This is a genomic window from Vreelandella sp. V005 (assembly GCF_052645115.1).
In genome coordinates, this window is record NZ_JBQXYA010000005.1 from 13,183 (window position 1) to 37,940 (window position 24,758).

Below are 24,758 nucleotides of genomic sequence, written 5' to 3' on the forward strand. Positions count from 1 at the left end.
ATCCGCACAGTGGGCATTCGCCTTGAGCCAAGCAACACACTCTTGCTGCGCTAATGGCTCAAGGTTCAAGGCTATTGCGGTATTGGCCAGGGATCAGCAGTAAATCTTGAGTAGGAAGCTGTTCAGGTAAGGGATCAATGCCGCTAAGGGTTAGCGGCCCTAGCCACTGCATGGCCATTTTGGGGCCGATATAGCGCACCTGAACATCTATCGAAAGCCTATCTGCACACTGCAAGACCTGTAGCGGGCCAATCAAATCAAGTGGCACCTGGCCGGGCATCATCAATACCGCCACCCGCAAAGTGGTGGCTCTTGTGGATGGCGGTTGGCTATTGTGTTGCTCTTCACTCACGTGGGTTTTGCCATTCGTTGATCATGTCTTGTGTGCTGATAATACGCGCAAAGCGGTCTTCAAGTACCAGTTCGGTGCGCGTCTTAATATCATCTGCTGACCAGGTGATGCCGTGGCGTGTCATGGGAAACGTTAGGGTAGCATCGCTGATAAAGTCGACGCTAAACCCTAAATCCGACGCCACGCGTGCGGTGGTTTCGCAGCATTGCTCGGTACGAATACCGCTAATCGCCAGCCGTTCAATGCCTCGTTCCTGTAACCAGCTTTCTAGTGAGGTATCGCTGAACGCGTTATGCGCACGTTTATGGAAGGTCTCCGCTACTTCATCGTTAAAGTCATCAAGCGGACGAATGAGGCCACCATCAGGGTCGAAAGCCCCTTGGCTGCCAGGTGCTTCATGCAGAATTCGCACAACCGGTATATCGTTGGACTGGGCTGCGTTTAGCACCGCACGCTGCTTGGGGCGCCACGCCTGAGCCAGTGACTCTACCCAGTAATCACGGGCTGGAAAGGAGGCTTGAACATCAATTAATAACAATGCGGTTTTAGGCTGGTTCATGGCTAATCTCATTGTGTTGAAGTGAGGTTACAGATTAGCTATTACGCATTCTGCCAACGACGCGTTGACCGGTCATAAAGGGGGCAATTTCGGCCATGTGTGGCCAATGTATTCTAGGCTTTGTCTGAAAAGTCGGAGAGCGAAGGCCAGACAAGGCAAAAATCGGCGAAAAGACGGAGTTTACGTGTTGTAAATGAGTACTTTGATCGGACTCGCGCACGAGCCGATTTTTAACGCCGTATGGTCGAGCGCAGCCAGTTTTCAGACAGAGCCTAACGGGCAGCACGGCGGAGGGTGATTTGCATGAGCAAGTAGGGTTTATTTCTTCACACAGACAAAAATAGCGTTTCCTGAGGTGTTATCCCATGGAATGATTGTCTCGTAGTTATGTTCAAACACATGAACCTCGAAGTAAGGCGTCAGTAGGGTGTTTAGTTTTGCAAAGCTCACCGCTACCATGGGGTGTTCGTCGCTCCATAGCTGTGTTCCTTCCGCGTTGGCTTTTTCAATGCTTAGCCTAAGCGACTGCTTTTCACCCTGCCCACTGTAGTGCCAGCCCGAGCGGAACGTGAATGTATCGTCTGCTTGTTTGGCGCTGTGTTTAACCGATAAGCCGTTATCGATTTTGTCTTTATCAACCGCGTTAAAACAGAAAATTCCGCCAGACTTGAGCGCGCGATGCGCGCTTGACATACACCCATCTAGCTTCTCAATCCCGTCGCTGTAATGAATCGAGTATAAAAAACAGGTGATTAAATCCAGCGGCTCGCTGACTTCAAAGCTGCTCATATCCTGCAACGAAAAGTGTGCCTCTGGGCAGCGCGTCGCGGCGATATCCAGCATCGGCTGGTTGATATCCAGCCCGGCACTGGCGTAGCCAAAATCAATAAAGTGGCGCACGTGGGGGCCGGTACCGCAGGCGAGATCCAAATGAGTGGTGCCGTCGTTACCGAAAAGCTGATGAAAACGACGAATGGCGTTGCTTTGCGCTTGATAGTCGATATCGACACACATCAAGTCGTAGTAGCCTGAAAGGTCGGTATAGAGTGCGTTGACGGACATAGTTGCCTAAAGGTGGGGCTGGAGAGATTGGGTGGCGCATAGTAAACGAGCGGCATAAGTTTGAGAAGCGTTGGCCATGGGCAGGATTAACGCTAAAGAAAAAGCGCGCGCGTCCGATAATTAATTAAGACGCACGAATGCCTTGAACTGCCTAAGAGTTAGCCATGCCAAAATTAATGCCGCTTATTGCTGCTATCCTGCTGTACTTTTTCTCTGCTAGCGCGCATTCACAGACCGATGAAGCTGAAGCAGCGGTGCTGGCGTGGCTGGAAGCCATCGATAGCGGCCAGTTTGAGCAAGCTTGGGAAACCTCTTCCAGCATACTGCAGGTGCCCCTTTCCTCCAGTATGCTGGCCCGTACGGTCAATGCTGCCCGGCGTGACTTTGGAGCGGTTGAGTCGCGGCGGCGAGTCCGCGTCATTCTTGAGACGTCCATGCCTGGGGCACCTATTGGTGACTATGCGGTGTTTACGTTCCAGACCCAGTTTGAAAACAAGCCACAAATTACTGAAACCATCACGCCGCATTTAGAAGAGGGCGCTTGGCGGGTAAGCGGCTACTACATCAATTAACGCACATCCTTCAAACGTCAGCCTAAAGCCTGATAAAGCATCATGCAGGCTTTAAAGTTTTAAGCGTTAGCCAACCATCGGATGACGCCATAATTCGGTGTTTAACCGCTGAAAGTAAGACGCTCAGCGATCTTTGGCAGTTTGTGCGCTGAATACATTTTTTATTTCATGGGATATGCTTTACAGCACACTGACCTAAGAATTCAGAGACGCCATGTCCCTTATCGCCGCTACCCCTGAGCCGCCTTACTACGCAGTTATTTTTACCTCATTACGCACCGATGTAGACGATGGCTACGACGCCATGGCTGCCAGGATGGTCGAACTTGCTGCCCAGCAACCTGGGTTTTTAGGCGTCGAGTCAGCCCGTAATGAGGTCGGCGTAACGGTGTCCTATTGGTCCGACCTTGCCGCCATCAAAGCATGGAAAGCCCACGCGGAACATCTGCACGCCCAGCGTTTAGGCCACAAGCAGTGGTACCAGCACTTCAAGACCCGCATTGCTAAGGTGGAGCGAGATTACGGTATCTAGGCTTGTGTTAGCTTACCTCATTGCTATTACGCTCATTAAACAATCAGCGTCGCCAAGGCCTGCATTCCCAGCGCTAACATTAATACAAACACCCCGGCTACCAAGCTGGTGACCAAGGCGTGTCGTTTCCAGAGCACCAATACCCGATGGCCAAAGCGGTGAACGAGCCAAGCAAGGCCAAAATAACGCACACCGCGTGCCATTAACGCTGCTAGCACGAAGAGCAAAATAGGGTAGCCTGAGAGCCCTGCGGTAATCATCGCGACTTGAAACGGGATAGGCAGTATCCCGATACAGAGGATGGCAATAAAACCATACTGCTCAAAAAAAGTCTGGAACGCTTGGTAGCTGTTTTGCATCCCCATAAACTCGATAAACCAAGTGCCAATCGACTGAAAAAGCAGCATGCCCACGCCGTAGCCGACCAGCGATGCAATAAGGCAGCCTGCTGTCGTCACTGTCGCCAGTAGCCAGATACGCTGTTTATTGGCAGCCATCAACGGGATCAACACCAATTCGATCGGAATGGGTAAAATGATGGTTTCAAGAAACGAGAGGGTGCCGAGTAACCACAGCATATTTTTAGAGCCATTGATACGCTCAAACCACACTCTGGTTCGCTTGGTTGTGATGGCCATTGGTTCGCTACATTTTAGGATTAATGCGGCGATAAACAGCCGCTAGCAGGCTGTAAAGGCCAAACGCGAATAGGCCGATAGCAACAATTGCCAGCAGCCACTGGCCATAAACTTGGTTTCGCAGTGTGCTAAAGACTTCACCCGTACCACCTGCTTGGTCCGGATTAAAATGGTAGGCCGCAATTAGAAAGAGGCACCCTAAAATGACAAAGACAACGCCACGAATCACTAACCCAAAACGGCAGACGGGGTAAGCCCATTTTTGCGTATGGGCTGGCATGGCGAAGTGTTTATGAAACTTGGCCTTATAACCTTTAACCGCATGAGCGATACCGGCGCCAATCATGGCTAAGCCGACACCGCCTACCAGCCAACGCCCGAAAGGCTGTTGCATCAACCAGCCGATCATGCTCTGTGAATCACCGCCGGAACCACCCGAAGAACCGCCAAACTGGAAAATAAGGCTAGCGGCAAAAAAGGCCAACAGAATATGCGTAATGGCGCTGACCAATAAACCTGCACGAATGGCGATACCTTTAACGTCCGTGCCATGGTGATCAGCATCTTTAACTGCCTGAATGGTTCGCCAAATCGAGTAACCGATCAAGCCAATAGCGATGATGCCTAAGAGTACTTTCCCAAAAGGTGCTACGAGGACTCTTTCTAATGCCCCTCGGCTGCCTTCGGTTTGACCGCCTTGCCCAAAGACTGCCAGTGCCGCAAGGCCGCCCACCAATACATACACAATGCCTCGGGAGGCGTATCCCATGCGGGCTAAAACGGTAATGGCATCGCGATGGTCGGGGTTTTTCATAGTGTTGGCCATGGTGTCCTCCTGACGAATGGTGGCGTTGCGAATCCCTATGCAAGTTAGCTGATGCAGAGCGCATCGGCGGCCCATACTGTGCGTGTGCTGTGCTATTGTCCAGTGTCATGGGCTTAAAAGGGCATTGAGTACAAAGTCGTATGCGTTAGTGCCCAAATACCGACCATCCGGTGCGCTGAACAAACATTTCAAGCGCCTGGGTACCCAGTAAACTGTTGCCGTAGGCATCCAGGCCCGGCGACCAAACCGCGATGGCACCGTGGCCTGGGGCGATGGCGAGTATGCCGCCGCCTACGCCGCTTTTGCCGGGTAGGCCTACGCGAAAGGCGAACTCGCCAGAGGCGTCGTAGTGCCCACACATCATCATCAATGAATTGATACGCCTGGCCCGCTGGGGAGCCACTACGCGAATGCCGCTGGGTTTGTTGACGCCATCCGAGGCCAAAAAAAGTCCCGCATGGGCGAGCTGTTCGCAGCTCATGGCAATGGCGCACTGATGGAAATAAGTGCCCAACACCTTATCGACATCGTGACGAAGATGGCCAAACGCTTTCATGAAATGCGCCAGTGACGCGTTGCGATCGCGATGCGCCATTTCGGAAGCGGCCACCGCATGGTCAAAGCAGATACTGTCGTCATCAGCGACATAGCGCACAAAGCGCAGAATTTCGCCCAGCGTCTCTTTGGGCTCGTGGCCCATCATGATCGCATCCACCACCGCAATGGCGCCTGCATTGATAAAGGGGTTTCGCGGTTTGCCACTTTCGTGTTCGAGCTGCACGATAGAGTTAAAAGGGTCGCCAGACGGTTCGCGCCCCACTTTTCGCCACAGGGAGTCGCCCATCTGGCCTAGCGCTATGGTCAACGTAAAGACTTTTGAAATACTCTGAATCGAGAAAGGGGTGGTGGCGCAACCCGCTGAGTACCTCTTGCCATCGACGGTGGCTAGCGAAATGGCAAACTGCTGGGGATCCACGTGACCGAGCTCTGGAATATAGTCGGCGACTTTGCCTCGCGCTTCGGCCTTTGCCATGGTGGTCGCAATGTCATTGATTAAATCTTGCATACGCTTGCCGTGTACCGTCGATGGTGGCGGGGCCTCACCCTAGCGGAAAATAGACGGCGTGTCTTTTTGCAGTAGCTATTAATCAGCTTAAAACAGCCAGCACCGGTTCACTAGGCATTGCGCAAGATTCGGGTCGGCAGTGATGCCTTAAGCGCTTAGGCTAATGAATAATCCCCTGAAATAGTCTCCAACTCGGCGCTAAGAGAGAGAAGAATGAGCGATTATGAGCGCATTGAAAAAGCCATGGCTTTTATGGTCGCCCAGGCGGCCGAGCAGCCTACGTTAGAAAAGGTAGCGGCACACGTTCATTTGAGTGCCTTTCACTTCCAGCGACTTTTTGCTCGTTATGTGGGCATTAGTCCCAAGCGGTTTTTGCAAGTGCTGACATTAGAGCGAGGCAAACAGTTGATGCACGCCTCTGTCTCGCTGCTGGATATTGCCCATACCTTAGGGCTCAGTGGTGGCTCGCGGCTTTATGATCACTTTGTTCAGTTAGAGGCTGTCACGCCCGGCGAGTATAAGCGCCATGGCGAAGGGGTAAACATTCAGTACGCTGTTCACGAAACGCCTTTGGGTCGTATGTTTGTGGCGGCCACACCTCGCGGAATCTGCCGCATGGGCTTTGTCGATACCACCAGTTCAGAAGCACTGCAGGAGCGGCTTGCCATTGAGTGGCCACGCAGCACGTTGCAGCATGCGCCAGAGGTCACCCGTTACGCGGTGGATGCGTTATTTGCAAAGGCTGAAGTGGGGGCGTCCGCTTTGTCTTTGCATGTGACCGGTACTAACTTTCAAATTGCAGTATGGCGGGCGCTGTTAACGATTCCGGAAGGTCAACTGGCCAGCTACGCTCATATCGCGAGGGCACTGGGCGCGCCAAAATCTTCCCGTGCGGTTGGTAATGCTGTCGGCGCTAACCCGATTGCACTGTGGATACCCTGCCACCGGGTGATACAGCAAAGCGGCGCATTGGGGGGGTATCGGTGGGGAGTTGAGAAAAAGCAGATGGTGCAAGCCTGGGAGCTGGCCCAATTGAGTGCTGTGATGTCAGAGGGTGCTACAGCGTCAAAGAAAGGGATCGCTCATTAACGCCATAACCTAGTGAACAAAGAGGTTTTTATGCACATTGAGGCAATTCAAGCGGATATTACTTGCCTAGAGGTCGATGCCATCGTTAATGCTGCCAACACTTCATTGCTCGGCGGTGGTGGTGTCGATGGCGCGATTCATCGTGCCGCAGGGCCTGAGCTGCTGGCGGCGTGCCGGCGATTGGGCGGCTGTGCAACAGGTAGTGCCAAGCTAACGGAAGGTTTTAAGTTGCCAGCCCGCTACGTGATTCATACGGTGGGCCCGGTTTGGCAGGGTGGGGGCCGAGATGAGGAGGCACTGCTGGCCTCCTGTTATCGGCAGTCGTTAGCGTTAGCCGCTAGCGTCAATGCTGGCACAGTGGCTTTCCCAAGCATTAGCACCGGTGTGTACCGTTTTCCCATTCATCAAGCCGCGGCGATAGCTGTCGCCACGGTTAAAGCGGAGCTGAGTAAGCACACCAGCGTTGAGTCGGTCACCTTCTGCTGTTTTTCGGCTGATGATTTGGCGGTGTATCAAGCGTGCCTTAGTCAATCAACCCATTAGCGTCGTAAAAGGGGAAAGAGCCGGGGTAGTGGTCGATAAGCCCTTGGTGAGTGATCATGCCATTCGCCTTCGACCACTGATGCAGCAAATAGCCGGGTGGCTCAAGTTGAAAGCGGGAGGGGCCATTCCGGGTCAAATCCAGGCTAACCTGATGGGAAACGCCAGGGCAGCTAATGGCTAATGTGTTAGCAAAGCGGGCTTGAACCGAACGGTGCAGGTGGCCACAGAGCACGCGCTCTACCTGGGCGTGTTTGCTTATTACCTCAGCAAAAGCGTTTGGATTTATCAGCGGCTGGCTATCCATATGGTCGATACCGCTAATAAACGGATGGTGGTGCACCATTACCAAGGTCGGTTTTGCGGGCTTTTCTGCAAGTATCGCTAAGTTAACGGCGACCGCACCCACGTAGCCGACAAAGGCGCTAGCGGGGTCAAGGTAGCCAACCATTCCCTGGTACTCAGGTTTCAGCAGGTCTTCCCAGGAGGTGGGCACCGGGGCGCAGTCCAACGCATCGACGTTAACCATAAAACCGAGAGTGCCGGAATGAATGGCGAACCAGTTGCCTTCGGGGTCTTTCAGCCCTTCAGGAATCTCATCCCTATGCGCGGCTGCTCAATAGTGCATAAAGACGGATAGAGGTGTTTGCCCAAGGCAATCCCATCAAAGCCCATGACGGAAAGATCTTCCGGCACCTTAAAACCGGTCCGCTGCAATTCGCCCATCAGGCTGATGGCGAGCAAATCGTTGGTACAGATCACGCCCGTGAGCGCATCAGTGCCTTGTAACTCTGGTGCTAAGCTGGTCAGGTCTGCCTGGGTATGACGCTCCATTTCAGTTACTGGGGGAGGCTTAAAACCCGCGTCACGCATGGCATGGCAATAACCCGCATAGCACTGTTTGGCACGGTCTGACTGCAATAAAGGGCCCGCCACCATGCCGATTCGCTGATGGCCTAAGGCAAGTAAGTGCCGGGTGGCGTCAGCGCCTGCGGTGTAATTATCGGCCCCGATTGAAGCGAAGCCGCTCTGGCCAGGTGGGTTGTAGACCAGCAGGCAGGGCGTGGTTTCCATTCTAGCACGGCCCTATTTCCCGCATCGGCGACGGTGAGAACAAGGCCATCGACACGTTGACGGAGCATCTCTTCGACAATCTCGCTTTCGCGATAGGCAGCATACTCACTGGTCGTTACCAGCAATGAATAGCCGTTAGCGCGTGCTGCGGTTGCCCTAGAAACACCTGCAAGCTTTGCCAGGCAGGGAGCGGGAAGCACTCTTGATTGAGTTAACCGAAAACCTTCTTAATTAGATTAAGCTAAATTAAAGTTTAATGTATTATAAATGTTTGAATAAAATACGTTTTTAGCACATTTTTTTAGTAATTCTATTTAAAGTTAATGGCTTAAATCTGTTCGCAAAAAGTGCTGGTGACTATTGGCAGAATTGGCTAATAAAACACTAGCTTTCTGGTTAATTGTTTTTCCTTTCTTAGTATTGAATGCATTTCTTTACCTGATGTTTTTAAGCGAGCTATTCTGCAATATGCACATTAATGAATGTATAAAGGGCGCCCACCATGCATGACAGTCGACCGTTATTTTTGGCGGTGACGTCAGTGTTGGCGAGTATCGCCTTGGCAGGGTGTAGTTCCGGTGGGGGCGGTGTAAGTAGCACTCCTTCGACCTTACCCCCTAAAGGCGCAACGTCGACTAGCGTAACGCCTGTGGGGCCCGTAGATGTGCGCGTCGCCGTCGCCGATAGCGGCTTTGATATTGCCGCGATTACAAATAGCGAGCGTGTGATAGATAGCCTGAATGTGCACACAGGTGGCAGCGATGTCAGCGGCGGCAATGAATGGCATGGTAACGTGGTCTCCTCAGTCATCACCGGTGATGAGCTGGGTAGGGCGCGCCTGGACTTGCTTAAGGTCGAGAAAGACGGTGTCACACTTAGTAGCGTGCTTGATTATGCTATTGGCGTAGCGGCCCAGCGTGGCGCTCGTGTGATTAATGCCAGTTTTTCTCAGCGTTTTTTAGCCAGTGATCCGCGTCTATCCTTTAACGGTGTAACCTCAGCAGAATCTTACCAAAGAGTTGTAAGCGCCAATGACGGTAAAGGCGCTGTTTATGTAATCAGTGCGGGGAACGATGGCGCTGCAATCGATACCCAAGGACGGCCGATTTATGCCAGCCATCCTGATCTCTACAGCATGATGTTGATAGCCGTAGGTACCGGCTCGGATGGCAATATTCACCCTTCCAGCAGCTACCCGGGTGATGACGTTAGGTTGCAGGAGCGTGCGATAGCGACCGACTATGTTAATCAAACGGTTGGCGCGCAAGGCACCTCTATTTCGGCCGCGCGCATTTCTGAATATGCGGCGGGCATTATCTCTCTTTGGCCACACTTGAGTGCCCAGCAGGCAAGCCAGCGTCTGTTGGACACGGCCAGCCAAACGAGTGCGCTTTTTCAGCAGAACAGCTGCGGCGCTGCTGCCAATGTGAACTGTGGTGCGTTTTATCTTGGTCAGGGAGAGGCGGATATTGACGCTGCACTTGCCCCAGAAGGTGATTTAGTCGTTCCGCAAGGTGAGCGCGTGGCAGCCGGTGGCGATTCGGCCGTAGGCTCTTTTATGCAGCTTTCGGGGGCTTATGGCAATGCATTGGCGGCGTCGGGGGTGTTAGACGCCGTGGCCGTTTTTGATAATCTGGGTCGTGACTATCGGATGGATTTCGGTCACCAAGCACAGCAGCGCGTGAAACGTGCAAACCAATTGCGTGATCAAATGGAGCGGATGTCAATAAGCTCGGCTCAAGCGATCCAAACAGATGCTATGGAGATGGATAATTACCGCTTCATGGTCCATTCAAACAATGGTGGAGAGGTGCTGAGCAGCCGCTTTGACGGATCGTTTGGTAATTCCACCCTGACGGCTTTTAACTATGCAGGTGATCAAATAGATCCAATGAGTGGTTATGCGGATTCAGGCATGATGCCAATGATCTCCTTCCAGTCTGGTGCAGTGATTACCCAGGCGTTCGATAACGTTAATGGCGTGCAATCACGTTACGACGTCACTGATAAATTCAGCCTCTCAGCGTCTCACTGGACGGGTGGCGTCGAGGACACCATGAGTTTTGCCAACGACTATAGCGCCAATCGATCTGATATTGGCATGACCTATCAACTGACGCCGGCTATTAGCGTGAGTACTCAGATAGGCCGATTAGAGGAGCAAAATGGTCTGTTAGGCGCTAACGGTTCTGGGGCGCTGGGCTTCGACGAACACAACCAAATGACGTTTGTTGGCGCTGGGTTGCAGGCAAACGTGGGCGATGGTTTTACTGCTTTTGCCGAGTTTGAACATGGGCGCGGTAATGCTGATGGCAGCGGTCTTGTAACACGAATTAAAGATATCAATGCTCAGGAAATGGCGTTGGGTTTGCAGTGGCAAAAGAGCGACGAGCGTGCGGCGTTAACGCTCCGTCAGCCTTTGCGCATTGATAGTGCGACAGCTGAATTGAATGTGCCCATTGCCCGCACGCTAAGTGGTGAGGTGTTGCGTGAATCCCGTGAGGTGTCACTCTCACCCTCTGGGCGACAAATGGATATTGAGCTGGGTTATGCGTTCAAACCGAGTGAACGTAGCCAGTTGCAGTTTAACTTGCTACACACATTAGAGCCTGATCACGACGCTGACGCCAGCTCAGACAGTGCGGCGATGGTGAACTATCTGGTGGCTTGGTAAAAGCCCACTAACGATCAGCCTAGTTGGCCATAACCTAAGCACGTCCACTTTTGTACATTGCGTCGCTTAAAGCCTAACGCTACAGTCTCGCTCTTGTTATCCAGGGCGAGACTTTTTTATGGCCACACTGATGATTCAAGGTACCACCTCGGATGCGGGTAAAAGTACCGTGGTGGCTGCTTTATGCCGCGTGCTGGCAAGGCGCGGTGTCTCAGTGGCGCCCTTTAAGCCGCAGAACATGGCACTCAATAGCGCCGTCACCGTAGACGGTGGTGAAATCGGCCGTTCCACCGCGCTGCAAGCCCAGGCGTGTTATTTAGAGGCCCACAGCGACATGAATCCCGTGTTGCTAAAACCGGAAACGGATCGCGGTGCTCAGGTGATTCTGCGGGGTAAGGTATACGGCCATATGGATGCGCTGGATTACCATGCTTTTAAACGCACTGCCCAAGAGAGCGTAATGGCCGCATGGCGGGCTTTGGAAAGCCGCTTTGATGTGGTGATTGCCGAAGGCGCAGGTAGCCCTGCTGAAATCAATCTTCGTGAAGGCGATATCGCCAATATGGGGTTTGCCGAAGCTGCAAACTGCCCAGTCTTGTTAGTCGGTGATATCGATCGCGGCGGTGTATTTGCCCAATTGGTCGGTACGCTGGCGCTACTGAGTGAGAGCGAGCAGGCCCGTACGAAGGGCTTTATCATTAATCGTTTTCGAGGCGATATTACGCTGCTAGAGCCGGGGCTTGAGTGGTTACAAGCGCACACCGGTAAACCGGTGCTGGGCACACTGCCTTATCTGCAAGGACTAGTCCTCGATTCTGAAGATAGTATTGGCACTATTCAGGCTGAAAAAAAAAGCCAGGTGATTAACATCATCGTCCCCGCGCTGCCGCGTATCAGTAATCACACTGACTTTGATCCGCTGCGTTTGCACCCCCAGGTAGCGCTGACCTTCGTGGGGCCCGAGCAGACTATACCCCCCGCCGATGTGATCATCCTTCCGGGCAGTAAAAGCACCGCCAGTGACTTAGCCTGGCTAAAACGCCAAGGCTGGGATAACGCCATTCAGCGCCACCTGCGTTATGGGGGGAAGGTGTTGGGTATTTGCGGTGGTTTTCAGATGCTGGGCGAGTGGGTTGATGACCCCGATGGGCTAGAAGGGCAGCCAGGGAAAGTAGCCGGATTGGGTCTTTTACCGCTCACCACCCGCATGGTGCCGGGTAAGCAGCTACGTAACGTTAGCGGTGTGCTCGTCGGGGAAACGACAACGACCACGGGCTATGAAATTCATAACGGCATTAGCGAAGGCCCCGCCCTAGACAGACCGCTATTTGATATTAATGGTCGACCAGAAGGCTCGGTCAGTGAAGATGGCCAAATCATCGGTACTTATCTGCATGGCCTATTTGACCATCCTGAGGCCTGCCATGCGCTGTTAAAGCAACTGGGCCTCTCTGACGGCGAGCAAAGCGATTACCAAGCTCACCGAGAGCGTGAACTAGATCGCTTGGCGGATATGCTGGAAGCCTATGTAGATATTGAGGCGGTTATTCGGCTGATTGAAGCTGGCGCTTCGCCATTACGGTAATTTCAATACTGCTGCCGCCGCAAATGTGAGGGGCTTCAGTGCAGGTACGGGCGGGGTAGCGGCCGGGTTCAAAGTACTCGGCGTACACACTGTCCATGTCTTGGATGGCATGTAAGTCGGTGAGGTGAATATCCACTCGCACAGCATCGGCAAGGCTACCGCCTTCCATTTCCAGCATGCGCGATAGCGCCCGCATTACCAGACGAGTTTCTTCCTTGATATTCCCCATGGCTGCTTCGCCGTTCGATAGATCGGCCACGGTCACCCCTGAGATAAACACATAATGGTCATCGATGACCATGTGGCTGCCGGGAAAGCTCGGCGAGGGCATAGTGGGGTCGTTGGTAAAGGTGGTCATAGTTACTCCTTCTTAAGTCACCGTTCACGATTACTGATGCTTCGACAGGTGCATGTCTGTGACGTTCAATATCAGTAAACGTGAATGGAGGTCTCGTAGGTCACAATGCCCTGTCAAAACGGTGGTGATTGCTCTAGGCTTGCGGGTTTTCAGTTGGTGAGGGTAATGTCGATGAAGGTTGTACACGTTAACGCCGAAGCTCAGCGTAACGCTTGTTTGGCGCGGCTATGCGCTGAGGTGTATGGGCAAGCAGCAGGTTTAACGCCGTTAGTTGTCTTTACCGGCACTTGCAGCGTGTTATTTCCTCAAGAGGCCGCACGCTTATTTGCCGCCGTCGATGGCCAGGGTAAACCCCAGGCGCTCGCACTGCTAGTACTGGATGAAGAGGGCGTAGGGATGACCGTGACGCACGCCTGCACGTTTGACCAGCTAGGTGCCCAGCAACGCTTGGTTAGCGAGCTTACCCTGAAAGCGCCTTTGCGGGTCGAGGTGGAAAGCGCAGAGCAGGAAGCGTTTTATCAAACAAGTGGCATCAAGCGATGGTTTGGCGGGGCGGGGGGCAATCGCATTGGTTTGGGCGCACGTCACCCAGCGAAAAGCGTCAACGAATTGGCACCTACATTGAGCTTGGATGAAGCGCTGATTCTGCGTCGTTTCAAACACGATCCAAAAGCGTTTGAAAATGCAAAACAGGCCTTCTTGAAGGGCTTAAATGATTTCCCAACCGTACTTTAATATGCTCCCGCAACCCAGCGTTCCACTTTTAGCAACCACGTTGCACGTTGTTGTCATAATGTTGCTCGTTTGACTGGGTAAAATAGCCATAACTTTTGTTAAGCGTAAGAGGTAAGGGCATGGCGTTAACGGTGTTGGATACCCCCATTCGTTATGGATTGGTAAGTCGGTTACTGCATTGGGGGATGGCGCTGCTGTTTGCGTGGCAATTTACCAGTGCAACGGCGCACTGGTTATTTCCTGATACCCCTTTTGAAACGTTCTTTTGGGGCACCCATTATCCCGTGGGGGTACTGCTGCTAACCCTGGTCGTTCTCAGAGCGCTCTGGGCATTGGTCAACTCGTCCTGCCGGCCGCCATCGGTGAGCGTTATGGCAACCCTGGGACATCTTGCGCTTTACGGCTTGATGATCGCCGTGCCTACAATTGCCCTGGTCTGTCAGTTTGGTTCGGGGCGTTCACTGGAAGTCTTTGGCGTTTCGCTGATGTCTGGTTTTGAGGGCGAAGAAATCACCTGGATGACGGATCTTGGCGGTTTGCTTCACGGTGAGCTGGGTTGGGTTTTACTAGCACTGGTCGTTGGCCACATCGTGATGGCGGTGTTGCATCGCAAACTAACGCACCACGATGTGCTCGCGCGCATGGCACGATAGTCTGCTTATTTCTTAGCCAGTTCGCGCATGGCAGTTTCCAATCCTTCCAGGGTCATGGGGTACATCCGGTCGTCGATCAGCTCACGAATAAGCGTCGTCGAGTAGGTGTACTCCCAGGCACGTGGCGGCAAAGGGTTGAGCCACGCTAAGCGGGGAAACTTATCGGCTAAACGCTTGAGCCAAACGCCGCCGGCTTCGTCATTGAAGTGCTCAACGCTGCCACCTGGATGCGAAACTTCGTAAGGCGACATGGCGGCATCACCGACAATAACCACTTGATAATCCGCGCCGTAGGTGTGCAGCATATCCATGGTCGGAATGCGCTCATTGCCACGGCGCAGGTTGTTTTTCCAAACGCCTTCATACAGGCAGTTATGAAAGTAGAAATGCTCCAAGTGTTTAAACTCGGAGCGGGCCGCTGAAAAGAGCTCTTCACATACGCGGATATGGTCATCCATCGAACCACCCACGTCTAAAAACAGCAGCACTTTTACCGCATTGTGGCGCTCCGGGCGCATCCGAACATTGAGTAGCCCGGCATCTTTGGCGGTTTCACGGATGGTGCTATCCACATCGAACTCTTCTAACGCGCCTTGGCGGGCGAATTTGCGCAGCCGCCGCAAGGCCATTTTGATATTGCGCGTGCCCAACTCCAGTGAATCATCGTAATCCCGAAAGCGCCGCTCGTCCCACACCTTGGTAGCGCGGCGGTGGCGGGAGCCATCCTGGCCAATACGGATACCTTCTGGGTTGTAGCCGTAAGCCCCAAAAGGGCTGGTGCCGCCGGTGCCAATCCATTTATTACCGCCTGCGTGGCGCTCTTTCTGCTCCTCCAGGCGTTTTTTAAACGTCTCAATGAGCTCTTCTAAGCCACCCAAGGACTCAATCTTGGCCTTCTCTTCACCGGTGAGCTGTTTTTCAAACTCCCGGCGCAGCCACTCATCGGGGATCAGCGCCTCAATGGCAGCGTCCATGTCCTCTAGACCTTTAAACCAGGCGGCAAAGGCACGATCGAAGCGGTCGAAGTGGCGCTCATCTTTCACCATCACCGTGCGCGCGACCTGGTAAAACGCTTCCATATCGGCAAATACTACACCTCGCTCGACCACGGCATGAAGGTCTAGAAGCTCACGCAGCGAAACGGGCACGCCCGCGCGTTTGAGGGTTTCGAATAAGCCAATAAACATGGCTTAGCGTCCACTGTTCTTCTGACGACGCATCATAAACGCCAAGCGTTCGAGCAGGTGCGTGTCTTGCTCGTTTTTGACCAATGCACCGGCCATGGGCGGCAGCGCTTTGGCCGGGTCTTGATGGTAGAGCGCCTCCTGGGCCAGCTCGTCTGCCATTAGCAGTTTGAGCCAATCCACCAGTTCCGAGGTGGAAGGCTTTTTCTTGAGGCCCGGCGCCTTGCGAAGTTCAAAGAAAACTTCCAGCGCTTCGCTGACCAGTTTCGGGGCAATGTTCGGGAAGTGAACATCAACAATCGCCTGCATGGTCTCACGGTCAGGGAATTCGATGTAGTGGAAAAAGCAGCGGCGCAGGAAGGCGTCCGGCAGCTCTTTTTCATTGTTGGAGGTGATGACGATGATGGGGCGCTTTTCGGCGCGGATGGTTTCGCCGGTTTCGTAAACGTGGAACTCCATACGGTCCAGCTCTTGGAGCAGGTCGTTAGGGAATTCGATATCCGCCTTGTCGATCTCATCGATCAGCAGTACCACCCGCTCATCAGCGGTAAAGGCTTCCCACAGTTTGCCGGGCTTTATGTAGTTGGCGACGTTCTCGACGCCTTCCACGCCTAGTTGGGAATCCCGCAGGCGGCTCACCGCGTCGTACTCGTATAGTCCCTGGGCCGCCTTGGTGCTGGATTTGATATGCCAGGTGATCAGCCGAGTGCCTAGTGATTCTGCCAGTTCCTCCGCTAGTAGGGTTTTACCGGTGCCCGGCTCGCCTTTGATGAGCAGTGGGCGCTCGAGCATGACGGCGGCATTAACTGCCTGCTTGAGTGCATCGGTTGCGATATACGAAGAGGTGGAGTCAAACGCCATAGTGGGCCTCGGCTTTTTGAAAGCAGGTAAATAACAGATTCAAACAAGTGTACGTGAGGCTGGCCGCTCAGGCCAAGCGGAAGGAAGCGTCAAGCCATCAAGCCTTGTTTGGTGGCACGATGCCCTGGCGCTGTATTTGCCGATACAGCGTTGGTCATGAAATGCCCAGCTCGCTTTACGCCACCGTTTATGGCTCTTGAATGGTAGATCGGCGCAGCTTATCACGCAGGCAAACTGCATCAGTCTCGGCACTATTCGCACTATTCGCACTATTCGCACTACTTGTTGGCGCTGCAGTTAAAAGCTCGTAGAGAGGGCTGAAAACGCCCGTCTATGGGCTGTAGTTGGTTCACCATGTGTCGTACTGGAAGGGCTACTTATGAGCCAGTCGACTAAATATCAAGAGGTGTAGGCCGCGTTGTGGTATGCCGCCCAAAATCTTCGTGTTGAACACGTGTCGGTGCTGGCTATCAACGACCCGCATGCGGTGATGGCGCTGATGCAGCGGGGCTACTTTCGTGCTGAGGATATGGTCACCCAGCGCATTCCAGTGGAAGATATCGTGGAGGAGGGCTTTGAGGCGCTGCTAAACGATAAAGCCCAAGTGAAATCATCGTGGCACCCAGCCACTAAGCCGAGGATTGCAAAGCATCAACAAACGCAATTGATACGTTGTGATGCAAAAAGACCTCAATATGCTTAACACTGGTGCATTTTATTTGCTGCAGTGCGTCGAAGGTTGATGCTAATCGAGTTGTTTTTTTATTAAGTGATTGATTTTTAGTTATATTTAAAAAAGTGGCATGCAGATCGCAATATATATGGCAAAGGATGAGTGAATAGAGAGGCGCAATTAACCATCGGGCTTCTCTCCCTTCTCCATCTACACCGCTAGAACTGTTAGCGGTAAACCGAGTGAGCTGGCGTGCTCCACCTGGGTCCCCTTCGGGGGACTTTTTTTATGCTTGAAATAAAACTATCAGAGTTGGTATTTCTTATAACAATATTTGACAGGAAATTTGAAAACAGTGTTCGTATACTATATGCTGTATAGGTAAGCCGAATGGTCGGCACTGTAGTCCGAAGCACAAGGACATGCGCGTAAGTTGAAAGAGAGGATGACCCTGATGAGTAAAATGAAACTGATCTCTGCTGCTACAATCACTGCTGGTTTCGCACTGGCAAGTTCAGCAGCACTTGCTTACAACGCTGGCGATGTATTTGTTCGTGGTGGCGTTGCCCAAACGGATACGGGTTCAGATAACGGTAATATCGCGGGCAGTTCATTAAGTGTGGATGAAGCACGTGGATATACTTATGGGTTAGGCTACCTGTTTACCGATAAGGTTGGCGTCGAGCTTAACAGCTCTGAAGAATTCGAGCATGACCTGAGTGTAGCGGGTGCAGACGCGGGTAGCATTGATCGTTTGCCGGTGAATCTATTGGTTAACTACTACCCAATGGGCGGCTTAGATTCACGCGTTCAGCCTTATGTGGGTGTAGGCTTGAACTATACGCACTTCTCAAGTGAGCCAAGCGGCTTTAACGTTGATGAAAGCTACGGCGCCATCGGCCAAGTGGGCGTTGATCTGGCAGTAACTGACAATGTCATGCTCAACGGTTTTGCTAGCTACGCTGACGTTAATTCAGACATTAACGCCAATGGCGTTGGCAAAGTTGGCGAAGTCGATATGGAGCCCGTCACCATCGGTGGTGGTGTGACTTATCGCTTCTAAGTCCCAGCCAATACTGAGTCATAGCTAATTAGTTTTGGTACCTAACGCCCGGCCAAGTGCCGGGCGTTGTTCGTTTCGGTAGCAAAAAATCTCAAGACGTTAGGTTATCAAAGCCACTCTCTGTCACCGCGACGTTATCTTCAATGCGGATACCCCCGCACGGCGATAGTCGATCGACAAGACGCCAGTTAATGGGTAGCGATGTTTGACGCAGTGGGGCAAGCAGCATCTCGATAAAGTAGAGCCCAGGTTCAATGGTCACCACCATGCCAGGGGCAAGAGTCCGTGTTAACCGTAGGGCTGGGTGATTATCTGGCGCAGGCGCTGGTGAGCCATCTGAATGACGTAGCCCAGCGACATCATGTACTTGTAATCCCAACGAGTGACCTAAGCCGTGAGGGCAGAAAGCGCGGGTTACGCCTTCAGCAACGGCTTGCTCTGCAGTGCCTTGAAATAGGTCGTGGGCAACCAAAATGTCAGCGAGATGGCGATGCATCTGTTCATGAAGCGAAACAAAGCTGACGCCCGGCGAGACACACCTGACTAGCTCATCCTTCAAGCCATGCATCGCCGTTACCAGCTCACCAAATAATGAGGGAGCATCCGGGCCCGCGTAGGTACGAGTGATATCAGCACAGTAACCACGAAACCGGCGGCCTGCATCCACTAACAAGCTATAACGCTGTTTAGGCGCGCTAAGGTCGTAATGTTGGTAATGCAGAACGCCTGCGTATGAATTCATCCCAATAATATTTTGGTAAGGGACGTTGGATTCGCGCTGACGGCTGGCGGCTAAGTAAGCCAAATGAATGTCCAGTTCACTGGAGGCGCCAATAAAAGCCGCCTGGGACGCCTGGTGCCCCGCTATCGCCAAGCGGTTGGCTTCACGAACACAGGCAATCTCATAGGGCGTTTTGAAAAGCCGGATTTCATCAAGCGCCTTTACCAATGGTTCAGGCTGTTTTTCTGCTGCTAGTGCCTGCTGAGCGTTTGAGGTAAGACGCTCGATATCACCAATAACTGCTGCGTTCCCGACCAGCGGCGGAGAGATCTTATCGCTGCAGAAGTGAACATCGAATTCAGCAACCCAGGGCTCTTCAGGAAGATGCTTTGGTAGATGCCAAAAATCCGCGGGCGCATAGAGATATAGCTGAGGGCGCTGGTGTGGCTGAATTATTAGCCAGCTGTGCTGCACATCGGCTAAGCCCACCCAGTGCATGAAATGGCCGTATGTTTGAAAGGGCGGCATATGATCGTCTGCAAAGTGTACGCTAGCGTGGCCACTATAGATTGCTAAGCTATCAAACCCTTGGTCGGTCAATATCGCCGTATAGGCGCGCTGAAGTTGTGCAATATGATCTTGTTGCAGGTTGAATAGGGTGGTTGACATGCAAACCGTGTCCTTTCTCAAGTAAGCTTTTAAAGACGGCCTCAAGTCCGTGGAGTGACCAGTTCACTCCAAAAACCGTCGAGTTCAGCATGGTGATGGCTTTGGTGACGGTATAGCCGTAGCTCCATAGGAACATCCCAGCGGCTATCGCCCGCTCTTACTAATGTTCCCTCGGCAAGTTCCGCAGCGACGTTGCGCTCAGGCAGCCAGCTCATGCCGTATCCAAGCAGCACCAGCTCTTTAATACCCGCCGCGTAGAGGTTTTCACTCTGTGCGGTTAAATAAGTGCTTTGTGGCAGCCTGGCTAAGTGCGCTTTGACGGCAGACCCAAGCAGCCCACGCTTCGGGTAGGCAAGCCACGGCGCCGGTTGATGACGGGTGCCTGGCAGTAGCGCGCAAGGAACCCCCTCTGCCGTTAATCCAGTCACCGGGACCAGCCTTTCATAGCCAATGACCCGATAAGTGCATGCGCTAGTGTCGATCTCTAAATCGCAGCGCCCAATCGGCCAATAGCAAATGGCAAGGTCGCACTCTGCGCGCGCCAGGGCTTGAAAATAGTCGCTAGCTACCCAGCCCGTGGCCCGTAAATAGGGCTGAACGCGATCTTGCCAGCCTGTGGATGCCAGCCATTCCGGTAAAAAGTGGGGCAACAGGCTTTGCGGTGCAGCGACCATAATGCGCCGTTGCTGGCCAGCATTGATTTCCCGTACGCGGTCACGCGTGAGCCGCACACGTTCGGTCACTTGTTCGCACAAGGTCAAAAACTCTTCGCCAGCGGGAGTGAGCGAGAGAGGTAGCGTTTGACGATTAATCAGCGTTACCCCCATCTCCTCCTCGAGCAATTTAATCCGCCGGGAGAAGGTGGGCTGGGTAACATGTTGATCATCTGCTGCGCGAGAGAAGTGCCGTGTTCTGGCCAGGGCGATAAAATCTTCTAGCCAGCGAATTTCCATGCTTTACCTCTCAGCGCCTTGGCTCGCTGTAGGGTGGTTAGCGCCTTGTTCATAGGCGCCCCTCCTCAACAGCGTGACATGCCACACGCGTTCCGTCATCTTGTGTTTGCAACAGCGGTATTTCCTGCTTACAGCGCGCGTTGGCATGCGGACAGCGGCCGTGAAATACACAGCCACTTGGCAAATTAACCGGGGTGGGCACTTCACCAGTGAGGCGAATATGCTGTGGGCGGTCATCCTTTAAGCGTGGAATTGCTGAGAGTAGCGCCTGGGTGTAAGGGTGGCGCGGTTTTTCAAACAGCGTCGCCGTCGTGGCAATTTCACATACCGTCCCCAAATACATGACCGCCACGCGAGTACCAAAGTGCTCAACCACTGCTAAATCGTGGGTGATGAACAAGTAGGTGAGGTTGCGCTCTTGCTGGGCTTCCATCAGGAGGTTGAGCACCTGAGCTTGAATCGAGACGTCGAGCGCAGAAATAGGCTCGTCGGCGACGATAAACTCAGGGTCCACGGCCAGTGCGCGCGCAATGGCGATACGCTGGCGCTGACCACCAGAAAACTCGTGACCAAAGCGCTTACCCCAGTCGGGGTCGATGCCTACCGAGCGCATGACCTCTTCAACCTTGTCGAGAACCTGCGGCCGTTTCCAGTCAGGATGGTGCAGCCTCAGCGGCTCTTCCAGCGTTTGCTGAATCGTCATCCGAGGATTGAGCGACGCATAAGGGTTTTGAAAAATCATCTGCATGCGTTTGCGATATGGCAGCAACTGACGTGAGGTTAAGTTATCGATACGTTGACCGTCGTAGCGAATCTCTCCCTCAGAGGGTGTCAAAAGCCCCATTACCGTGCGTGCCACTGTCGACTTACCGCAACCCGATTCGCCAACGACGCATAATGCTTCGCCGCGCTTGATATCCAGGTTAACGCCGTTAATTGCGTGAACATGCTCTTGGTGGCGAACCAGCTTGCCACCTTTAAAACGCAGTTGCTCAAGGAAATCACCCGAGAGCGAAAAGCGTTTTTTTAGCGCGCGAATCTGCAGCAACGAATCCGCGCTCTCTTCGTTTTCACGGTGGGTAGGCATCGGGTTATCCGTCATCACCTCAGCGTTCGCACTCATGAGGTTTCCTCCTTCAAACGGCGATCTTCGAGCATTTCAGCCACCATATGACACGCCACGCGGCAGTTGCCGGAGTCGACGAATTCCGGCACTTGTTGGGTGCAGGCGGGGCGGGGCTGGCCATCGGCACGATTGATAAAATCGCAGCGTGGATGAAACGCGCAGCCGCTGGGTAGGTTAGAAAGCGAGGGCATGCTGCCGCGAATCTGATTGAGCTTTTCCCCTGGCGTTGCCATCTGCGGAAGAGCGTTGATCAATCCCTGGGTATAAGGGTGCTGCGGGTCATTAATGATTTCCCGCGTGGGCCCTTGCTCAATCACTCGGCCAGCATACATGACCAGCATCCGCTGGGTGACCTGGCTGACCACGCCCAGGTCATGGGTGATCAATATCAAACCCACATTGTGCTGTTCGCACAGTTCGAGCAGCAGCGCCATAATCTCGGCTTGGATCGTGACGTCAAGCGCTGTGGTCGGCTCATCGGCAATGATGATATCCGGGTCAAGCAGCAGGGCGATAGCGATGATGATGCGCTGACGCATCCCGCCTGAAAGCTCATGAGGATATTGATCCAAGCGTGTCTCAGGGGAAGGGATTTGTACCTGGCGCAGTTTGTCCAGCGCAATGCTCCGAGCTTCCTTGGAAGAAATGCGCCGATGTGCCTTCAAACACTCAACCATTTGCTCGCCGATAGAGAGCACCGGGTTGAGCGTCATCATTGGGTCTTGAAAGATCATCGAAATGCGGTTGCCGCGGACTTTGCGCAGGCCGCGCTCCGACATGCGATTGAGCACTTGGCCATCAAAGTTGACGCTGCCGCCTGCGATAAAACCCGGTTTGGCGATTAAATTGAGCAGCGAGAAAGCCGCTACGGACTTCCCGGCGCCAGATTCACCGACGATACCCAAACGCTCACCGCGCTCAAGGGTAAAATTAATGTCCCGCAGAGCGTGGACTTCACCCTGACGCAGCGCAAAGCGGACATCAAGGTTATTGACTTCAAGTAGTGCCATGGTGTCCTCAGCCTTTGTAGAGTCGTGGGTTCATGACATCGCGCAGCCAATCACCGAGTAGATTGATCGACAGCACCAGCACCACCAGTACCGCACCTGGAATTAACGTAATCCACCAGGAGCCTGACTGGATGTAGTCAAAGCCAGATTTAATCAATGAGCCTAATGAAGGATGCGTTTCCGGCATACCCAGGCCCAAAAACGACAGCGCTGCTTCAGAAATAATGGCGTTGGCAATCTGTACGGTCGAGATAACGAAGATCGGCGACATCGTATTGGGCAGCACGTGGCGGAACATAATCCGCTTGCTGCGCAGCCCCATTACGCGGGCGGCGTCTACGTACTCTTTATTCTTTTCAGCCAGTACTGAGGCGCGCACCGTACGCGCGTACTGCGGCCATTCGGCAAGACCGATAATCAGGATCAGCATCATGACCGCGTATTGGCTATAAAAGGCGCTGCCCATGGTTGCCTTGACCAAGGCGCCTACCACGATAGCGACCATGAGGGTCGAGAAAGAGAGCTGGATATCCGCCAAGCGCATTAAAATAGTATCGATGCGACCGCCGAGATAGCCCGCCATCAGGCCAAAAGTGACCCCTAGCAGCGCCTGCAAAATAACCGCGCCAAAGCCGATCAGCAGGGAAACGCGCGTGCCATATAACACGATTGACCACAGATCCCGCCCTTGGGCGTCAGTACCTAATGAGTAACGCTCATCGGCGCCATCAATCCAGAAAGGCGGCAGCTCTGACGCCATAATATCGATCTGGGCCAGGTCGTATGGGTTGGTTGGCGCCAGCAGTGGCGAGGCGAACGCGGCAATGACCATACAGATAAACACGGCCAAGCAGAGCTGGGCGGTGCGGTCTCGCTTGAAGCTGTACCACATGTAGGAGTCGCGCAGGCGCTCCCAGCGGCTGGGTGAAGCGCTCGCTGGGGAGGAGTTAGTTGAGGTGCTCATGCGGGCTTCCCAGTCAGTTTAACGGTGGGGTTCACCATGCCGTAGATCAAATCCACAATCGTATTGGTGACCACAAAAATAACGCCGACAATCATTAAGTAAGTCACGATTAGCGGAATGTCAGCACGATTGATCGCATCCAAGAACATCAAGCCCATGCCCGGCCATTGGAATACGGTCTCGGTTAAAATGGTGTAGGCCACCATGGTGCCGATCTGCACACCACCCACGGTAATCACCGGTAGCATGGTGTTTTTAAGCGCATGAACAAAATAGACACGGCGCATTGAGATGCCTTTGGCACGTGCATATTTCACATACTCAGACTGCAGGACTTCCATCATTTCGGCGCGAATCAAACGAATAAACAGCGGTAGCATGATGGAGGCCAGGGAAACTGCCGGCAGCACCAGATGCTGTAAACCATTCCAAGTCGCCAGATTGGTATCCCAATTACCGGCTACATTGACCAATTCATACCCGCGTCCAAACGATGGCATATTGCCTTCGGTCGAGAAGAAATCATTTAGCCACGCGCCCCAGCCGGTACTTTCAGGGAATAGCGTGACGGTAACGCCAATCGCAAAAATTTGAATAAGCACGATGGCGGTCAAGAAAACCGGAATCGAAATACCAATAATGGAGACGCCCATAAACAATCGCGAAATCGGTGAGCGTGGTTTAATCGCGCTGTATACGCCGATCGGCACTGAAAACAGCACAATAATCAGCGTGGCGGCAAAAACCAATTCCAGCGTGGCAGGTAAGTGGCGAGCAATGACTTCTAAGGCCGGCTCACGGTAAAAATAAGAGTAGCCAAAATCGCCCTGAACGGCATTTTTAGCAAAGCGCGCGTATTGCACCAGGAAGGGGTCATTCAGGCCTAGGCGTTCACGAATTTCTTCACGCTCACTTTCCGGCACTGACTGGCCGACCATCTGCTGCACGGGGTCACCCAGGTTATCCTGGATGGCGAAGGCCAGCACGCTGATGACAAACATCACCAAAATCGCGTGCATCAGCCGCTTGATTAAAAAGGCAATCATGGCGTACGCCACCTGTGTGAAGGGTTCATCAAAGGGAGTTGGGCTTGTTCTCTAGCATTCAATTAGCCATTTACCGCCAAACAAAAGGCTTCGCCCCCTAATAAGTGCTTAGGGAGCGAAGCATCCATGCAGTGAGTGCTGCAATGACTCGTTTAACGGTTTGCCATCGACAT

Annotated in this window: 27 protein-coding genes; 10 read left to right on the top strand and 17 right to left on the bottom strand. The window is 53.2% G+C overall.

Annotation, left to right across the window (positions count from 1 at the left end):
- Positions 1-58 precede the first annotated feature (58 nt).
- The 3 genes from ACUN8H_RS12640 to ACUN8H_RS12650 all read right to left on the bottom strand — a co-directional run bounded on the left by ACUN8H_RS12640 (position 59) and on the right by ACUN8H_RS12650 (position 1,973).
- The gene (locus ACUN8H_RS12640) at positions 59-352 is read right to left on the bottom strand and encodes a hypothetical protein (protein WP_445532441.1); all 294 of its coding nucleotides are present in this window, start codon (positions 350-352) and stop codon (positions 59-61) included.
- Positions 345-911, bottom strand: coding sequence for an isochorismatase family protein (locus tag ACUN8H_RS12645; protein WP_445532442.1), 567 nt, complete (start codon positions 909-911; stop codon positions 345-347). The genes ACUN8H_RS12640 and ACUN8H_RS12645 overlap by 8 nt, the downstream gene beginning before the upstream one ends.
- A 318-nt stretch (positions 912-1,229) precedes the next feature.
- Positions 1,230-1,973 (bottom strand): class I SAM-dependent DNA methyltransferase, encoded by a 744-nt coding sequence (locus tag ACUN8H_RS12650; protein ID WP_445532443.1) that lies wholly within the window; start codon positions 1,971-1,973, stop codon positions 1,230-1,232.
- A 164-nt stretch (positions 1,974-2,137) separates the two neighbouring features.
- Here ACUN8H_RS12650 and ACUN8H_RS12655 point away from each other — a divergent pair, with 164 nt between their 5' ends.
- Positions 2,138-2,545: a DUF4019 domain-containing protein gene (locus ACUN8H_RS12655; RefSeq protein ID WP_445532444.1), complete on the top strand. Its 408-nt coding sequence runs from the start codon at positions 2,138-2,140 to the stop codon at positions 2,543-2,545.
- Positions 2,546-2,759: 214 nt separating this feature from the next.
- The gene (locus ACUN8H_RS12660) at positions 2,760-3,077 is read left to right on the top strand and encodes an antibiotic biosynthesis monooxygenase family protein (RefSeq protein ID WP_445532445.1); all 318 of its coding nucleotides are present in this window, start codon (positions 2,760-2,762) and stop codon (positions 3,075-3,077) included.
- Positions 3,078-3,112: 35 nt separating this feature from the next.
- Here ACUN8H_RS12660 and ACUN8H_RS12665 read toward each other — a convergent pair whose 3' ends face one another.
- The 3 genes from ACUN8H_RS12665 to ACUN8H_RS12675 all read right to left on the bottom strand — a co-directional run bounded on the left by ACUN8H_RS12665 (position 3,113) and on the right by ACUN8H_RS12675 (position 5,607).
- Positions 3,113-3,715 carry a YqaA family protein gene (locus ACUN8H_RS12665; protein ID WP_445532446.1) on the bottom strand — a complete coding sequence of 201 codons (603 nt, stop codon included), beginning with the start codon at positions 3,713-3,715 and terminating at the stop codon, positions 3,113-3,115.
- A 7-nt stretch (positions 3,716-3,722) separates the two neighbouring features.
- Positions 3,723-4,541, bottom strand: coding sequence for a DUF1206 domain-containing protein (locus ACUN8H_RS12670; RefSeq protein ID WP_445532447.1), 819 nt, complete (start codon positions 4,539-4,541; stop codon positions 3,723-3,725).
- A 145-nt stretch (positions 4,542-4,686) separates the two neighbouring features.
- A complete protein-coding gene (locus ACUN8H_RS12675; protein WP_445532448.1) occupies positions 4,687-5,607 on the bottom strand; it encodes a glutaminase in 921 nt (306 codons plus the stop codon).
- Positions 5,608-5,820: 213 nt separating this feature from the next.
- Here ACUN8H_RS12675 and ACUN8H_RS12680 point away from each other — a divergent pair, with 213 nt between their 5' ends.
- Both ACUN8H_RS12680 and ACUN8H_RS12685 read left to right on the top strand, forming a co-directional pair.
- Complete coding sequence (locus ACUN8H_RS12680; RefSeq protein WP_445532449.1) at positions 5,821-6,696, top strand: bifunctional transcriptional activator/DNA repair enzyme AdaA; 876 nt, start codon at positions 5,821-5,823, stop codon at positions 6,694-6,696.
- 30 nt (positions 6,697-6,726) lie between these two features.
- On the top strand, positions 6,727-7,239 hold the full coding sequence (locus tag ACUN8H_RS12685) for an O-acetyl-ADP-ribose deacetylase (RefSeq protein WP_445532450.1): 513 nt from the start codon (positions 6,727-6,729) through the stop codon (positions 7,237-7,239).
- On the opposite strand, the gene ACUN8H_RS12690 is transcribed toward ACUN8H_RS12685, so the two are convergent.
- On the bottom strand, positions 7,220-7,831 hold the full coding sequence (locus ACUN8H_RS12690) for an ABC transporter substrate-binding protein (protein WP_445532617.1): 612 nt from the start codon (positions 7,829-7,831) through the stop codon (positions 7,220-7,222). The genes ACUN8H_RS12685 and ACUN8H_RS12690 overlap by 20 nt on opposite strands.
- The gene (locus tag ACUN8H_RS12695; protein WP_445532451.1) at positions 7,816-8,310 is read right to left on the bottom strand and encodes a substrate-binding domain-containing protein; all 495 of its coding nucleotides are present in this window, start codon (positions 8,308-8,310) and stop codon (positions 7,816-7,818) included. The genes ACUN8H_RS12690 and ACUN8H_RS12695 overlap by 16 nt, the downstream gene beginning before the upstream one ends.
- 502 nt (positions 8,311-8,812) lie before the next feature.
- On the opposite strand from ACUN8H_RS12695, the gene ACUN8H_RS12700 reads away from it, so the two are divergent.
- Positions 8,813-10,984: a S8 family peptidase gene (locus ACUN8H_RS12700; protein ID WP_445532452.1), complete on the top strand. Its 2,172-nt coding sequence runs from the start codon at positions 8,813-8,815 to the stop codon at positions 10,982-10,984.
- A gap of 118 nt (positions 10,985-11,102) precedes the next feature.
- Entirely contained in the window at positions 11,103-12,569 is a 1,467-nt protein-coding gene (locus ACUN8H_RS12705; RefSeq protein ID WP_445532453.1) for a cobyric acid synthase, read from the top strand.
- Here ACUN8H_RS12705 and ACUN8H_RS12710 read toward each other — a convergent pair.
- Positions 12,529-12,927 (bottom strand): RidA family protein, encoded by a 399-nt coding sequence (locus ACUN8H_RS12710; RefSeq protein WP_445532454.1) that lies wholly within the window; start codon positions 12,925-12,927, stop codon positions 12,529-12,531. The two genes, ACUN8H_RS12705 and ACUN8H_RS12710, sit on opposite strands and share 41 nt — an antisense overlap.
- Positions 12,928-13,098: 171 nt before the next feature.
- Between ACUN8H_RS12710 and ACUN8H_RS12715 the strand changes: the two genes are divergently transcribed.
- Together ACUN8H_RS12715 and ACUN8H_RS12720 are read left to right on the top strand one after the other, a co-directional pair.
- Entirely contained in the window at positions 13,099-13,662 is a 564-nt protein-coding gene (locus ACUN8H_RS12715) for a hypothetical protein (RefSeq protein WP_445532618.1), read from the top strand.
- 119 nt (positions 13,663-13,781) lie between these two features.
- Entirely contained in the window at positions 13,782-14,315 is a 534-nt protein-coding gene (locus tag ACUN8H_RS12720) for a cytochrome b (RefSeq protein ID WP_445532455.1), read from the top strand.
- 5 nt (positions 14,316-14,320) lie between these two features.
- On the opposite strand, the gene ACUN8H_RS12725 is transcribed toward ACUN8H_RS12720, so the two are convergent.
- Both ACUN8H_RS12725 and ACUN8H_RS12730 read right to left on the bottom strand, forming a co-directional pair.
- On the bottom strand, positions 14,321-15,502 hold the full coding sequence (locus tag ACUN8H_RS12725; RefSeq protein ID WP_445532456.1) for a vWA domain-containing protein: 1,182 nt from the start codon (positions 15,500-15,502) through the stop codon (positions 14,321-14,323).
- 3 nt (positions 15,503-15,505) lie between these two features.
- On the bottom strand, positions 15,506-16,360 hold the full coding sequence (locus ACUN8H_RS12730; RefSeq protein WP_445532457.1) for an AAA family ATPase: 855 nt from the start codon (positions 16,358-16,360) through the stop codon (positions 15,506-15,508).
- A gap of 418 nt (positions 16,361-16,778) precedes the next feature.
- Between ACUN8H_RS12730 and ACUN8H_RS12735 the strand changes: the two genes are divergently transcribed.
- Positions 16,779-17,063, top strand: a complete 285-nt coding sequence (locus ACUN8H_RS12735; RefSeq protein WP_445532458.1) for a hypothetical protein — start codon at positions 16,779-16,781, stop codon at positions 17,061-17,063.
- 424 nt (positions 17,064-17,487) lie between these two features.
- Entirely contained in the window at positions 17,488-18,096 is a 609-nt protein-coding gene (locus ACUN8H_RS12740; protein ID WP_445532459.1) for an OmpW/AlkL family protein, read from the top strand.
- Between the two features lie 91 nt (positions 18,097-18,187).
- Here ACUN8H_RS12740 and pepQ read toward each other — a convergent pair whose 3' ends face one another.
- From pepQ to ACUN8H_RS12770, 6 genes are read right to left on the bottom strand one after another with little or no spacing between them, the layout of a single operon-like run.
- Positions 18,188-19,486 carry a Xaa-Pro dipeptidase gene (pepQ, locus tag ACUN8H_RS12745; RefSeq protein WP_445532460.1) on the bottom strand — a complete coding sequence of 433 codons (1,299 nt, stop codon included), beginning with the start codon at positions 19,484-19,486 and terminating at the stop codon, positions 18,188-18,190.
- 41 nt (positions 19,487-19,527) lie between these two features.
- Positions 19,528-20,439, bottom strand: coding sequence for a LysR family transcriptional regulator (locus tag ACUN8H_RS12750; RefSeq protein ID WP_445532461.1), 912 nt, complete (start codon positions 20,437-20,439; stop codon positions 19,528-19,530).
- Between the two features lie 49 nt (positions 20,440-20,488).
- Positions 20,489-21,541: an ABC transporter ATP-binding protein gene (locus ACUN8H_RS12755; RefSeq protein WP_445532619.1), complete on the bottom strand. Its 1,053-nt coding sequence runs from the start codon at positions 21,539-21,541 to the stop codon at positions 20,489-20,491.
- 17 nt (positions 21,542-21,558) lie between these two features.
- Positions 21,559-22,575, bottom strand: a complete 1,017-nt coding sequence (locus ACUN8H_RS12760) for an ABC transporter ATP-binding protein (protein WP_445532462.1) — start codon at positions 22,573-22,575, stop codon at positions 21,559-21,561.
- 7 nt (positions 22,576-22,582) lie between these two features.
- Positions 22,583-23,539, bottom strand: coding sequence for an ABC transporter permease (locus tag ACUN8H_RS12765; RefSeq protein ID WP_445532463.1), 957 nt, complete (start codon positions 23,537-23,539; stop codon positions 22,583-22,585).
- Positions 23,536-24,585, bottom strand: coding sequence for an ABC transporter permease (locus ACUN8H_RS12770; RefSeq protein WP_445532464.1), 1,050 nt, complete (start codon positions 24,583-24,585; stop codon positions 23,536-23,538). The genes ACUN8H_RS12765 and ACUN8H_RS12770 overlap by 4 nt, the downstream gene beginning before the upstream one ends.
- Positions 24,586-24,758: the final 173 nt, after the last annotated feature.

Bases quoted from the DNA above. Each gene is read 5' to 3' on its own strand.
- ACUN8H_RS12760 (WP_445532462.1), bottom strand. From the start codon at position 22,575: ATGGCACTACTTGAAGTCAATAACCTTGATGTCCGCTTTGCGCTGCGT.
- ACUN8H_RS12705 (WP_445532453.1), top strand. From the start codon at position 11,103: ATGGCCACACTGATGATTCAAGGTACCACCTCGGATGCGGGTAAAAGT.
- ACUN8H_RS12695 (WP_445532451.1), bottom strand. From the start codon at position 8,310: ATGGAAACCACGCCCTGCCTGCTGGTCTACAACCCACCTGGCCAGAGC.
- ACUN8H_RS12675 (WP_445532448.1), bottom strand. From the start codon at position 5,607: ATGCAAGATTTAATCAATGACATTGCGACCACCATGGCAAAGGCCGAA.
- ACUN8H_RS12710 (WP_445532454.1), bottom strand. From the start codon at position 12,927: ATGACCACCTTTACCAACGACCCCACTATGCCCTCGCCGAGCTTTCCC.
- ACUN8H_RS12730 (WP_445532457.1), bottom strand. From the start codon at position 16,360: ATGGCGTTTGACTCCACCTCTTCGTATATCGCAACCGATGCACTCAAG.
- ACUN8H_RS12765 (WP_445532463.1), bottom strand. From the start codon at position 23,539: ATGAGCACCTCAACTAACTCCTCCCCAGCGAGCGCTTCACCCAGCCGC.
- ACUN8H_RS12700 (WP_445532452.1), top strand. From the start codon at position 8,813: ATGCATGACAGTCGACCGTTATTTTTGGCGGTGACGTCAGTGTTGGCG.
- ACUN8H_RS12680 (WP_445532449.1), top strand. From the start codon at position 5,821: ATGAGCGATTATGAGCGCATTGAAAAAGCCATGGCTTTTATGGTCGCC.
- ACUN8H_RS12670 (WP_445532447.1), bottom strand. From the start codon at position 4,541: ATGGCCAACACTATGAAAAACCCCGACCATCGCGATGCCATTACCGTT.
- ACUN8H_RS12740 (WP_445532459.1), top strand. From the start codon at position 17,488: ATGAGTAAAATGAAACTGATCTCTGCTGCTACAATCACTGCTGGTTTC.
- ACUN8H_RS12750 (WP_445532461.1), bottom strand. From the start codon at position 20,439: ATGGAAATTCGCTGGCTAGAAGATTTTATCGCCCTGGCCAGAACACGG.
- ACUN8H_RS12715 (WP_445532618.1), top strand. From the start codon at position 13,099: ATGAAGGTTGTACACGTTAACGCCGAAGCTCAGCGTAACGCTTGTTTG.
- ACUN8H_RS12725 (WP_445532456.1), bottom strand. From the start codon at position 15,502: ATGTTTATTGGCTTATTCGAAACCCTCAAACGCGCGGGCGTGCCCGTT.
- ACUN8H_RS12650 (WP_445532443.1), bottom strand. From the start codon at position 1,973: ATGTCCGTCAACGCACTCTATACCGACCTTTCAGGCTACTACGACTTG.
- ACUN8H_RS12755 (WP_445532619.1), bottom strand. From the start codon at position 21,541: ATGACGGATAACCCGATGCCTACCCACCGTGAAAACGAAGAGAGCGCG.
- pepQ (WP_445532460.1), bottom strand. From the start codon at position 19,486: ATGTCAACCACCCTATTCAACCTGCAACAAGATCATATTGCACAACTT.
- ACUN8H_RS12660 (WP_445532445.1), top strand. From the start codon at position 2,760: ATGTCCCTTATCGCCGCTACCCCTGAGCCGCCTTACTACGCAGTTATT.
- ACUN8H_RS12770 (WP_445532464.1), bottom strand. From the start codon at position 24,585: ATGATTGCCTTTTTAATCAAGCGGCTGATGCACGCGATTTTGGTGATG.
- ACUN8H_RS12655 (WP_445532444.1), top strand. From the start codon at position 2,138: ATGCCAAAATTAATGCCGCTTATTGCTGCTATCCTGCTGTACTTTTTC.
- ACUN8H_RS12665 (WP_445532446.1), bottom strand. From the start codon at position 3,715: ATGGCCATCACAACCAAGCGAACCAGAGTGTGGTTTGAGCGTATCAAT.
- ACUN8H_RS12645 (WP_445532442.1), bottom strand. From the start codon at position 911: ATGAACCAGCCTAAAACCGCATTGTTATTAATTGATGTTCAAGCCTCC.
- ACUN8H_RS12685 (WP_445532450.1), top strand. From the start codon at position 6,727: ATGCACATTGAGGCAATTCAAGCGGATATTACTTGCCTAGAGGTCGAT.
- ACUN8H_RS12720 (WP_445532455.1), top strand. From the start codon at position 13,782: ATGGCGTTAACGGTGTTGGATACCCCCATTCGTTATGGATTGGTAAGT.